General features: G+C 45.4%; 6 protein-coding genes. 3 read left to right on the top strand and 3 right to left on the bottom strand.

The window, feature by feature from the left end; translation table 11 throughout:
• Positions 1-3: 3 nt before the first annotated feature.
• Positions 4-720 carry a ribose-5-phosphate isomerase RpiA gene (gene rpiA / locus QT984_RS15925; RefSeq protein WP_333053065.1) on the bottom strand — a complete coding sequence of 239 codons (717 nt, stop codon included), beginning with the start codon at positions 718-720 and terminating at the stop codon, positions 4-6.
• A gap of 409 nt (positions 721-1,129) precedes the next feature.
• On the opposite strand from rpiA, the gene QT984_RS15930 reads away from it, so the two are divergent.
• Complete coding sequence (locus QT984_RS15930; protein WP_333053151.1) at positions 1,130-1,321, top strand: hypothetical protein; 192 nt, start codon at positions 1,130-1,132, stop codon at positions 1,319-1,321.
• A gap of 156 nt (positions 1,322-1,477) precedes the next feature.
• On the top strand, positions 1,478-4,804 hold the full coding sequence (locus tag QT984_RS15935; protein ID WP_333374392.1) for a tetratricopeptide repeat protein: 3,327 nt from the start codon (positions 1,478-1,480) through the stop codon (positions 4,802-4,804).
• A gap of 380 nt (positions 4,805-5,184) precedes the next feature.
• On the opposite strand, the gene QT984_RS15940 is transcribed toward QT984_RS15935, so the two are convergent.
• Positions 5,185-9,138 carry a PAS domain S-box protein gene (locus QT984_RS15940; protein ID WP_333374394.1) on the bottom strand — a complete coding sequence of 1,318 codons (3,954 nt, stop codon included), beginning with the start codon at positions 9,136-9,138 and terminating at the stop codon, positions 5,185-5,187.
• Positions 9,139-9,775: 637 nt separating this feature from the next.
• On the opposite strand from QT984_RS15940, the gene QT984_RS15945 reads away from it, so the two are divergent.
• Positions 9,776-10,363: a cytochrome b gene (locus QT984_RS15945; RefSeq protein ID WP_333053073.1), complete on the top strand. Its 588-nt coding sequence runs from the start codon at positions 9,776-9,778 to the stop codon at positions 10,361-10,363.
• Here the strand turns inward: QT984_RS15945 and QT984_RS15950 are convergent.
• On the bottom strand, positions 10,348-13,086 hold a 2,739-nt coding region (locus QT984_RS15950), incomplete at its 5' end, for an alpha-mannosidase (protein ID WP_333374396.1). The genes QT984_RS15945 and QT984_RS15950 overlap by 16 nt on opposite strands.

Here is a 13,086-nt window from a genome sequence, read left to right on the forward strand (position 1 = left end):
TGACTATTTAGAAATCTCCCGTACTACTGGTTTTCCGTCTTGGATTTCCCCGACTAACACCAAATCTGTACAGTCTACAAACAAACCATTTTCTAAGACACCGGGAATATTATTCAAGCTTTTTTCCATTTCTCCGGGGTTGGCAATGTCATCAAATTTGACATCAATTACCATATTACCTTGATCGGTAATTACGGGGCCTGCTTTTTTCACACCCATGCGGAGTTCGGGTTTGCCGCCCATTTTTTCAATGGCGCGCATCACTGGTGTTAATGCCATGGGTATAACTTCGATGGGCACGCGAAAAGTCGAACCCAATTTATCTACGATTTTGGAACTGTCAACTACTACAATAAATTGAGTGGCGAGGTAATCGACTACTTTTTCGCGGGTGTGGGCTGCGCCGCCACCTTTAATTAAGTTGAGGTGGGGATCTACTTCATCAGCGCCGTCAATAGCTACATCTATTCTGTCAATTTCATCTAGTGTTGTCAGCGGTACTCCGTACTGTTTGGCTAACACTTCTGATTGAAAAGATGTCGGCACTCCCTTGATATCTTTGAGTTCACCGGATTTTATGCGATCGCCCAATGCTTGAATAGTATAAGCTGTAGTTGACCCGGTGCCGAGTCCGACAATCATACCAGATTTTACGCGATCGGCGGCTGCAAAGCCGACTTGCTGTTTCATCAATTTTACGGGATCTTGTTCTGTGGTCATGTTCGGTACTCCTTAATAGTTTTAAGATTATACCATTTATTATGGATTTATTTAACCGCAGAGAGCGCAGAGAACGCAGAGAGGAAGAAGATGAAGAGAGGGAACTGGCAAATTATTTCAATTGGGAATTTCTCTCTTTTTTCTCTGCGCCTTCTGCGTCCTCTGCGGTTAAATAAAAAAATCTAGTTCACAAATCGGTGGATAATTGCCACAATGAAAATCTGATTTCTCGATCTCGAAATTCGTCAATCTGTTTCCATAACCAGATTCAACTATTTTAAAGCATGAAAGTACACCAAATATACGACAATGATAACCAGCTTTTTTTTGTCAACTTTACCGCCAGTGCCAGGAAACAGAAGGCGTCGAGTACGTCGGTTCCGTACCGCAACCCGAACTCGTCCGGCAACTGCGTTCAGTGGCGGTTTTAGCTTACTCGAATACCTGTTTGGAAACGTCATCTATTGTCGCGATGGAGGCGATGGCCTGCAGTTGCCGGATTGTGACGAGTGAATTGGCAGCTTTGCCGGAAACAACTGCTGGATTTGCCCGTCTAGTTTCCATGTCAGGGGTGGAAAATTTTGCATTGATAAGTAATTAGAAGCGGGCAGGTAAACCAGATTGGGAGGGATATACAAGGCGGTTTTCAGAGGCCGTAGTCGGAGTTTTAAATGATGGCACGGGTGCGGGCGGCGCCACTGCTGAAAATCATCGGAGACAGCAGGTAGAATATAGAAATCGAGGGTGTACTTGGTCTGTGCGTTCCCGACAGTGGCTAGAATGGCTGAATAGTATTAGTGTAAAACCTGTAAGAGTGGCAGAGCAAATGATCGGGAATTCTTTAGTAGGTTTAGAGGCAGTGAGAGATTATTTTCAAAAGGGGAATTGGCTGAAAGATCGAGGCGATCTCGGTGGCGCAATCGATAACTATCAGAAAGCTTTAGAGTTTAATCCAGGAGATGCAGAAGTTCATAAAAAGTTGGCGGAAGTTTATGTTTTGCAAGGAGAATTTGAAAAGGCGATCGCCTCTTGTAATGTCGCTCTTCAATTTCAACCCACTTTTGCTCCTGCTTACTTGACAATGGGCAATGCTTTGCACAGTCAAAACAAGCTGGAAATGGCCATTGAAGCTTACTTGCAAGCTTTAAAATTTCAGCCGAATTTTGCCGAAGCTAGCGCGAATCTTGGCAGTATGTATTACAAGTTAGGGCAATTGGAACAGGCGGGGAATTATTACCAAAAAGCTCTGGTAATTAATCCTCAATTGTGTTCGGTCAATATGATGCTGGCCAGCGTTTTGCAGCAGCAAGGAAAGTTAGATGCAGCAATTAATTGCTATCAAAAAGTGCTGCAACAGCAACCGGAAGATGCCACCGCTGCTGAGAAATTAGCGAGTTTAATCGCACAAAAAGAGCGGGCAACTACTGACAGCAACTTTATCGAATTAGAAACAGAATTAGGGAAATCGCAAACAGTATCTGTCAACAAAGATGAAGGCTACGGCTTGCAGCCTTCGAGCCTCAATTTGCCGCCAGCACCAACCACTGAGACTTTAAATACTCCGTTTACAAATCCCGCCGAACTTTCCGAACAAGTTACATCGTTAAATGTTCCCGATGCCGGACAAGTTGCCAATTTTCAAGAAGTAGAACCTTACAAAAAACTGGCAGAAAACTTTTTAGTTCAAGGTAAAATTAAAGAGGCGATCGCAGCTTGTCAGCAAGCGATAAAAATTCGACCGGATTTCATCCATGCTTACGTCACTTTAGGCAATGCCTTGCAAGCAGTAGGCAAAACTGAAGCTGCCATTCGTTCATATTCTCAAGCCCTAGAATTGCAGCCAAATTTTGCGGAAGTGCGCGCCAATATTGGCAGTATGTATTTCAAATTGGGGCGTTTGGAAGAAGCGATCGCCCATTATCAGCAAGCCATCGCCCTGAGTCCTGATTTAGCGGGAGCTCACTGGAACTTAGGGAAAGTATATCACCAACACGGCAACATCGAAGCAGCGATCGCCTGTTTTAAAAGAACATCCGAGCTCAACCCGCAGCTAGTCGGTGCAGACTTCCACTTTAACTTAGGTAATCGACTTTTGGGCCAAGGAAAGCGCGAGGAAGCCATCGAAAGCTACGAAAGAGCGATCGCCATTAAACCGGATTGGGCCGAAGCCTACGGTAACATCGGCAGCGCGCGATCGCAACAAGGCAATCTCGACGCCGCCATCGCTTACTATCAGAAAGCTGTAGCTTTAAAGCCGCATTTAGAAGTTCTGCACTTCAATATAGCCAACTCTTTTTTACAGCAAAACAAGTACGAAGAAGCGATTACTAATTATCAAAACACTCTGAAAATCAAGCCCAACTGGCCCGAAGTTCACGCTAACCTCGGCAGTTGTTTTTCCATGCAGGGGCGGCTGGAAGAAGCTTTAGCCAGCTATCAGCAAGCTTTGGCATTAAAACCGAATTGGGCAGAGGTTTACTGTCGCATGGGGCACATTCAAAAACAAGATAAGCCCTTGGAGGCGATCGCCAAATTTGAAAAGGCGATCGAATGCAACCCCAAATACAGCGAAGCCTACCAACAACTGTGCGACTTGCTAAGCCATTCCACCAACCTCGCCGGAGCCCGCAGCGTAGCCGACAAATACTGCGAAAACTGCGGCGATGTCGCCCCAGTCATGTCAGCTACAGCCTACGTCTTTTCCTACCTGCAATCAGGTGTCAGCAAACAGGCAATTCAGAAACTCGAAGAAATCGAAAAACTCTGCTACGAAAAGGTCGAAACTTTTACCACAATCGAACTAAAACTGCTCTACGAAATCTTCCTGTTTGCAGTTTCTCACCTGAGAGACAACCGCGAAAAAAATGCCAATTTCTACAGACTAATTGCCAAAGAATACTACCAAAAAGCCGTTCCTAAGCGCCAGGATATTAACAGAAGCAACCTAGCCAAGTACCAAACAAAAGAACAGCGTCCTTTAAAAATCGGCTTCCTTTCCAAACACTTCCGCCGCCACTCAGTAGGCTGGTGCAGCGAAGCTTTAATTCGCGAATTAAGCCACATCACCCCCCACGTTCACCTTTACGTCACCGGGAAACTCCACCGAGATGAAGTTACGCAGCGGTTTGAAGACATGGCAGGCAAGTTTTACTGGCCTAAAAAATATCCAAACGGCTTTGCTGATGGCGGTGAAATATTCGCCGAAGTAGCGCAAGACAACTTGGATGTTTTAATCGACTTAGACTCGATGACAGTGCCAACAAATGTCGAAGTGCTGTATCAATATCCTGCGGGAATTTGCGTTTCTTGGCTGGGATTTGACGCACCCTACATTTCAGATAATCACTACTTTCTGTGCGACGAACACACTCACCCCCCAGGTGTTGAAAAAAATTACTTAGAAAAGTTAGTAAGATTGCCTGCAGGTTCGGTAGCAATTGGCGCACTGCAAAGCATTCCTGTGAATCGAGAGGCGATTAGAAACGCTCTCGGAATTGGCTTAGAGCAAATGACTTATTTGTGCGTTGCGCCCGGTAGAAAAACCAATCCCGAAATGGTACGAGCTCAAGTTCAAATCCTCAAGCAAGTACCAGATAGTGTGTTAATCCGCAAAGGTCAAGGCGACCCCGATATTATTCACAGCACTTACCGCGAAGAATGCGACATTCAAGGAGTAGATTTTGGTCGGATTAAGTTTATAGGGCAAACCAGAAGTGAAGAAGAACACCGGGCTATTTATTATGTAGCCGACGTGCTTTTAGATTCCTATCCTTACAACGGCGGGACTCACAACTTAGAGGCTTTGTGGGCGAATTTGCCAGTGGTAACTCGATCCGGCGACCAATATCTTTCGCGGATGGGTTACGCTTTCCTCAAAAGTGCAAATGTTGATGTTGGTGCGGCGTGGAGTTGGGAAGAATATACGCAGTGGGGAGTTAAGTTTGGCCGCGATGCTGGTTTCAGAAATGCGGTGAAAGAGCATTTAGTAAAATCTAAGCAGCCAGAACATCTCGCACCTTTGTGGAATCCTAAAAAGTTAGCCGAGGATATGTATAAGGTGTTTCAAAAACTGTTAGCGAAATAGGTGAGTAATTGCTATAGCAATCCCCAATCAATTGCGAACTCCTTCCTTGCTCTTTTCTCTTCCTCTGCGCTCTCTGTGTCCTCTGCGGTTCAATAAAAAAAGAGACATCGGGTAGAGAAACGTGGTTTTTGGATATTTGTACGCTACTCACGGTAAAGTTTTGTAAAAAAATCAGTGGAAATGCGTAAAAAATCCGCGCAGAGTTTGATAGATAAATAGCTGATTCATAGTACCGCGATCGCACTAACTTTATGCCAGTTAGGGCGATCGCTTTTTTAGTAACACCAGTTTCAAAAAAGAATGCCACAGCAGACAAGCTCCAAACCAGCAGCTTCATCAGTAATTCCAAAATCTAAAATCTCAAATTTAAAATAACCTGATTACTCATTAATAGCCACTCGATCGCGCCCGCCAGACTTAGCTCGATACAATGCCTTATCCGCCGCTTCAATCAACATTTTCGGGGAATTTTGACTTGGCGAAACACCCGCAACTCCCATGCTGAGAGTCACACAATCACTGACAACAGACTTGATGTGGGGAATGGCCAAAGCTTTGACGCGACTGCGGATTCCCTCAGCAACCGCCTGTGCAGCCACGACATCCGTATTTGGCAAAATTACCCCAAATTCCTCGCCCCCGTACCTAGCAGCCAAATAAAGGCGCTCTGCGGGTGCGTTTGTGCAAGCATCTCCGATCGCCCGCGCCACTTGCTGCAAACAAGCATCCCCGGCTTGGTGGCCGTAATTGTCGTTGTAAAGTTTAAAACAATCAATGTCACACATAATCAAAGATAGCGGTTCCGAAGAACTCGACTGCTCCCATTCTCGGTTGATCACCTCGTCAAAACGGCGGCGGTTAGCTAGTTGAGTCAGACTGTCCAAATTCGCCAACCCGTCCAGTCGCTGGTTGGCAGCAGCTAGCTGCTGGTAAAGTAAAGATTGTTCGATCGCGATCGCAACTTGAGTACCCAACTGACTCAGCAAATCCACATCAAACTGCTGCCACTGGCGGGGTGCCGAACAGTGGTGGGCAATCAGCAAACCCCACAACTTCGGCACTTGACAAGAACTGTTACCTTCCCTAGGTTCTATGCCCTGCTGGACAATCGGCACTACCAAATTTGCCTTCACCTGACAAGTCTCCAAAAAATTAAGATGACACTCGCTCAAATTAGAAGCATGAATATCCTCTATGGCGCGAATGCGACCCTTTAAATACTGTCCGATGTAAGTATTGGCAAAACAGCAATCGTCAATTCCCATCCCCTTGAGTGGCATCCATCCTTCTGCAACCGACTCCACCACCACATCTCCGTTCCAGTCGGGTCGGAAGCGGAAAACCAGCACGCGATCGGTTGCCAAAAACTCCCGCACTTCCGCTACTGTAGTGTTGAGAATATCTTGGAGATCCAGAGAAGAACGAATGCGCGATTGAATCTGCCCGATCAGGCGTTCCCGTTCTATTTGTTGCCGCAGCGCGACTTGGGCTTGCTTACTTTGAGTAATGTCCCGACCTTCCGGCAGCAACAATACTATTTTGCCAGTTTCATCCGCGACCGGTTTGAGAGAAAAATCAACAGTTGCCGTCCGATTTACACCTTGAACTTCCACTTCATAGCGGACAAATTCACCTTTTGCCGATCGAGAAATCGCCTCTTGCAACTGTTCCTGAACTTTCTCAGAATCTCCCCACCAAGGCAACAGCCAAAACGGTTTATTTGCCACATCCCGTAGCTTAATTCCCGCAAAATCCAGAGAAGTTTGGTTAGCTTCCAGCAGAGTGCCGTCCGGTTTCAACAAGCTCACAAATTGGAAAGAAGAATCAAAAATTGCCCGAAAGCGTCTTTGAGAATCTCCCAACATTGCCGTCACCTTTTCGCGAGAGGTAATATCCCGGAAGCGCCACACCCTGCCAATAATATTTTGTCCGACTCGAATTGGCTGCGTATAGCGCTCAAAAGAGCGGCCGTCTTTAAACTCTAGAATATCGCAACCTTCCGACTCCGCATCGCTATAAAATTCTTTAACTCTCTGCAAAAAAGCCCTCGGATCTTTCACTTGCTTCGTGAGAAATGCCAGTCGCAGCGTTCTATCCATTGAGTTTCTAACTTCTTCATAAATTCCCCACATTTGAACTAACTTTTCGTTATAACTAATCATTTCTCCGGCGGTAGTAACGGCGAGAATGCCGTCTGCCGTTGCTTCTAAGGTAGCGTGCAGCAGAGAGCGCGATCGCTCTAATTCTGCTGCGAGCAATTTGCGTTCCGTGAGGTCTCGGACTGCTTTCACCTGGACTAAACGACCTTCCCAAAATACGAATTTACTGCGAACATCAGCAGGAAAAGCAGTTCCATCTCGCTTGAGAAAAATAGTTTCACAGACTGTATTGCTGGCTGCAGAAATCATTTGCGACGCCTGTTTGTATGATTTCGGCGACAGTAGTTCCAGCAAGCTCATTCCCACCATTTCCGCAGGTTCGTAACCGAAAAGTTGGGCAAAATTGCTGCTGACGCTCAAAATTGTGTCGCGGTCAGCCACGGCAACTGCTTCAAAATAAGCTTCGCATTCAAGCAAGCGTGCTGCTGACTGGCTGCTGCCATTTTCCCCAGAGGAATAGCTGTTGTTAATTAACTGTTGCAATTGCGTATTTGCCGAGTACAAAGCGGTCATGGCTTGCCTGTACATAGCAGTACGTTTTTCTACTTTTTGTGCGAGGCGATCGCGATATTCTCGCAGTTCTTTTTCGACTCTAATTAAATCAGTAATATCTACGGCAAACACGATGACGCCAGCGACTTTACCGGTTTCATCGCGGTAAGGTATTTTATCTGTCCGCACCCAGCATTTTTGACCAGAGGCTGTTGGCAGTAGTTCGACTTGCCCCTGTTTGGGAACGCCGGAATTGATTACTTCCAAATCTTCTAAATAATATTGCTCTGCTTCGTCTGGATAGATTTCATAAAAAGATTTACCTTCTAATTGAGCTGCGGGCAAACCTCTCGATGCAGCGGCGGCTTGATTAATTCGCAGCAGGCGACTTTCGGTATCTTTGAGCCAAATCATCGCCGGCACGGAATCAAAAATTATTTGCTGTTCTTGTTGCTGCAGGCGTAGTTCGGCTTCGGCTTGTTTTCTTTTAATTATTTCTTTTTGCAGTTTGTGGTTAGCTTTTTTGAGTTCAGCCGTGCGTCTTTCTACTCTTTCTTCTAGTTGATCGTAGTATTGGCTTAGCAAGTTTTGCTGCTGTTCGTGCCGCACGGCTTCTAATTTTAACTTTTCGCTAGTTGACAAACTTGAGGACACAAAATCTGCTAATATTTGGGTAAATTCGTGTTCTTCTTCCGTCCAATCACCGTCCGAACCCTGGCGTTCGGCGCTGATTATTCCCAACCTTTGACCTGCTAGCACAATCGGTACGTTTAACAGAGAAGTGCTGCCCCTATCGAGCAAATAAAGACCGACCAGTTCTCGCGTTCTGGGGTCATTTTCTGCTGCCACTGTTGCGATCGCACTTGCCGATTTTAAAGCTTGAAAATATGCCGGACAGTCGGCTGCTGTGATGATTATTTGTACGGAATGGAGTTTAGTATTTTGTTCGTAAAGGTCAATGCAGTGAAGCTGCGTTTTGTCTTCGCCATACAGCCAAATACTGGCTCGATCGCAGTTGACAATACTGACAGCGGTTTCTGTTACTTCGCGGATGAAGTCTTCTATATTGTGGCGTTCTTTTAGTTGACTTTTGGCTAATTTTGCGATCGCCAAAGTTGGACTGCGCCAATTTCCTCTCTGGTTGGGCGGCATGGGTGACTGCGAAGCGGCCTTAATTTCTTCGCAAACTAACAGTACAGCCGGCCGTTGGAAATTGGCAATTGAACGACCATGAGTATTTTCCTCTATTTTCCAATCAACCGTCGGCATTGGGCGCGCGGTTGCTTTTACCCTAATAATCTTGCCGTCTTTGCAAGTCAAGCAGCCTTCCCAACAGGCAATTTTTGGAGTTGACGTACCGTTTTCCGGCTGGGCCAATCCAGCAAATTCTGCCTGCATTTTGCCTTGTTCTTGGCAGTAAAATATGTTAAAAATTGAATGACAAATTAATTCCTGCGATTTGTAGGCGAGGCGAGACGCGCCGAATTGATTGAGCGAAAAAACTCTTCCCAAAGCATCTAGAACGAAGTAAATGCCCGGAAAATTCTCGTAGAGAGTTCCATACCAATCTTGTTCGACTTGTTGGCTGCACGCAAGTTTTGCTGTCGCGAACTCGCCCTCTGTGTCGAGCAAGTGAGAATAGTTGGTTTCGGGGTTGCTTGAATTACTTTTTTTAGCAAACACTTTTAGCTTAACTCGACTGTAATTAATTTTACTTTCTGGAATTTAACTTTTTTGTGAAACTAAATTAAACCTGTTGTTTGAAAAAAGTTACAAGTTGTAACAAAAATACCACTTGTCCAGCACCCTGATTTTCGCTTCCCAATGCAACCACTGTGTTTGTTTGTAGTTAGTAGACCGTCTGCCGACGATATTTCCCGCTAGTTGCAATGCCAGCAGGTTTAGCTGCAATTACCCGGTCTGTACTTTTAGCATCCTAGACAATAAAAAAATCGGCAATCACTGATTTTAAGTATATACGATAACACTCAAATACCTAGATTCGGACTGACCTACTTCGGATTCGGTTTGGGATATTTGCCGGGGCTGCGGATGAACCGGGCGGCGGTTGCAATTATCGAGTCAGATGAGTGCTGTGGCTTTTGGGGATACTCGACCTGAAAACTGCTTGGGAGGCGATCGACCCCAGTACGATGTTTTGTATTGGGAATGACGAGGGTGAATCTAATTAATTAGACTGTTTAATAAATATTTATAATACTTAAGTTAAGTAAATCTTATAATGCACAATCGGCCACCGACTTTAGTCCTATAGTTTATACTTAATCTTGTCCAGCAAACGCTAAGGAGGCAAGGAACAGTGACTACCCAACCCGCTGCGAAACCCAGACTTAATTCTGCGTTCAAACAACTGATGTCCTTACACTGGGTGATGTCAGCTTGCTATTTAGTGCTGTTTATTGGCGGTATGTTTATGGCTCGATTGCCGAGAGGCTTGTTTATTCGAGGCCCCCTTTATGATTTTCACAAATCCGTAGCGGTGCTGACAATGGCTTTACTGACTTGGCGGATTTTAACTCTGTTGCGGGTATGGTGGAAAAAATATACAAAACGCCTGCCAAAGTTTACGAATGAATGGTACAAAAATTTTGCTTTGCACGCAACTTTGTACGTTTTTATGTGGCTAGTTCCGGTTACAGGCTTCTTTTTTTCTAACTCTTTCAAAAGTAACAATGTGAAATTTTTCGGCATTGTTTTACCCGATGTGTTTCCGCAGAATTCCGCAATGGTTGATTTGGGAAGGAGTTTGCATTTTTGGCTGGCGTACACATTTTTAGCGTTCGTAATTTTGCATATTTTAGATCAGAAGAAAGTTGTGAGAGCTAATTGGCGCAGGTTGACAAATTTTGTTAACAGTAAGTTCCCAAAGTCTCAAAAGGTTGGATAAATGTCCGATGGGGTACTATTCTCCATTGGCAATGATAAATTTACTGCAAAACTGGCTATTTTCCACGGCGATATTGTGAAACTTGTCCCATCGTCTGAATTCTGAGGCAAATTTATGGGTTGTTCTAATAAATCGACAGGCTGACTAATCGCCAAACCCAAATCGCTCTTTAATTCCAACTTTGCCTCTTCACCGTGACACTCGTAACACCGCAAAATCCACACATTAGAATCATCTTCCGATTGTTTGAATGCCATCAGCACTAAATTTTCGGCGGACAAATCCAAGAAATTGCCAACTGCGGGCAGAGTCTTGTGGTCATTTTTCTCTAACTTGGGCAACACCTTTACTAGCAGTGGTAAATTCAACTCGTAGCCCTGTCGAACTGTGTCGGCTTCTTGCCAATTTCCAGCATGGGGATAAACTGCACAAGTAAATTCCGAAACTCCTAAATCTGCTTGTTCATCCGGCCAAGTCGAACCCCGAAGCAAAGTCAGCCGAATTCGATTCGGTTGAAGGTCGCAACCGTATTTGCAATCATTGAGCAAACTCACTCCAAAACCGTCATTGCTGATATCAGTCCAGCGCAAAATCGGCACTTCCCATTTGGCTTTTGCGGCGGGTGTTTGCGGCTTGGTTGTGCGTGCGATCGCACCGCCGGGAATTTCGCAAGTTGCAAAATCTGCTTCTACATTTAACCCAAAGGCTGCTTTTACTAAAACGTGACTTTCTTGCCAATCTGCAACTGTCTTGATTTTCAGCAGCGGCGAACCTATTTCTACTATATAATCTTGGCAAAACTCCGACTTGCCAATTTGTCGGACTACCCGCAAACTCTGCCGTATTTCTCCTTGTGCTATCCAACAAATATCTTTGAGTGTCGGCGCTGGTAGTTGATGTTTTTCATAATTTGGATCGATATTCCAAGCATCCCAATATTGGCCACTGTCTTGAAATGCTTGCAGTTGATTGCCGCCTGCTGCATTCAGGACTTCTCGGTTATTTACTTTATCCCAAATGCTCGATAAATTGCCAGTTTTGCCGTCTATTGTTGCCCGAATAAATTCATTTTCTAGAACCATTTCTGCGGCTGCAAAATGCGTTTCTTGACAAGGTGTGTTTTTTTGTGCTATACCGTATGTAAGTTTCGATAACTCTGTCTTTTTTTCGGTTTCTGGACTCGCGGACGCATTATCCACAGTTTGAGCGTCTTCGCGACACAGCCAAAACACCTGGTAGCCAACGGCGGGGATATTATTTGCCCAGAATAACAGTGTAGAGTGCGATTGCGGTCGATCGCCCCTGACAATCTGCGAAGCCAATCGCCGTCGGGAAAAATCGTAAATTTGCCAAGCGGAATCAGCGGAATCGGGAAGCGGTACGGCGACAACCTCAGAGCGCGGCCAATTGAGAGTATTGAAAATCAAAATCGGTTGAGCGTCAGGCTGCGGAGGGGAAGGGAGAGAAATTTGAGCCGAGATGGCATCCAAAGATTGTAGCAGGATTTCGCGACAAGTGCGATCGACCTCAGCAAAAGCTAGATTAGCATCCGCGTAGACTGGGGCGATCGCAGAACCGGGCAAAATATCATGAAACTGGTTAAACAAAATTTGTTTCCAAACTGATTCTAACTCAGATTTCGGATAAACCGCACCAGTACAAATCGTTGCCAGCGAAGACAGCAACTCCGCTTGGTAGAGCAATTCTTCGCAGCGGCGGTTTTGTCGTTTTTGGTCGGCGCGAGTCGTGTAGCAACCCCGGTGGAATTCTAAATAAAGTTCATCTTTCCAAACGGGAAGAGTTTTGAGTTGTGAGATGGGAGGATTTGCATCCTTGATTGGCGACAAGTTTGACAATTCTCGCGCCCGCAAATTTTCCTGATTGTCCGATTCTGGAACATCACTTTCCTGCGAACTTTCCCCAACTTCCGGCAAAAACTGACTCTCAATCAAAGACAAATAATCAACCGCTGTCGCAAACTCCAACCTTGGGAAAAAAGGCGACATTTTCCAGCGTTTCGCCACCTCCAACATATCACGAGTCGGGCCACCGCCGTGGTCGCCAACTCCAGGCAACCAAAGAGCATCTTGCAAATTAGTTTTAGCTTGCCAGTCAAAAGCATAACTTGCCATTTTCACAGATTCTATGCCTTCACCAATGGGAGGAGACATCATACTAAATATTTTAGTACCGTCCAACCCTTCCCACCAAAACACACCGTAGGGAAATTCCGTTGTATCATTCCACCGCAACTTTTGCGTCACAAAATAATCAACTCCACCTTGCCGCAAAATCTGAGGTAATTGCCACCCAAAACCGAAAGTATCAGGTAGCCAAGCCACCCGCATCAATTCCCCAAAATTTTCTTTTGCATAACGCTGTCCGTAAAAAACTTGCCGCACCATTGACTCAGCAGAAATCAAGTTTAAATCCGGCTCTACCCACATCCCGCCGACAACTTCCCAACATCCGACGGCCACCTGTTTTTTAATCGCAGCAAATAAATCCGGCCGATGTTCTTCTATCCAAGCATAAAGTGCCGGAGTTGAATGGCAGAATATCAAATCGGGAAACTCCGATTGCAATTTCAATACCGACTCAAAAGTTCGCTGTGCCGCTTCCCAAGTTTCCGGGACAGGCCACAGCCAAGCCAAGTCTAAATGAGCGTGACCAACCAAATAGATTGTACCTGTATATATAGATGTCAGCTCACCGCTTTCTCC

Origin of the sequence: Microcoleus sp. Z1_B2, from assembly GCF_036700325.1 — a bacterium.
In the GTDB taxonomy this organism is placed as follows: domain Bacteria; phylum Cyanobacteriota; class Cyanobacteriia; order Cyanobacteriales; family Microcoleaceae; genus Microcoleus.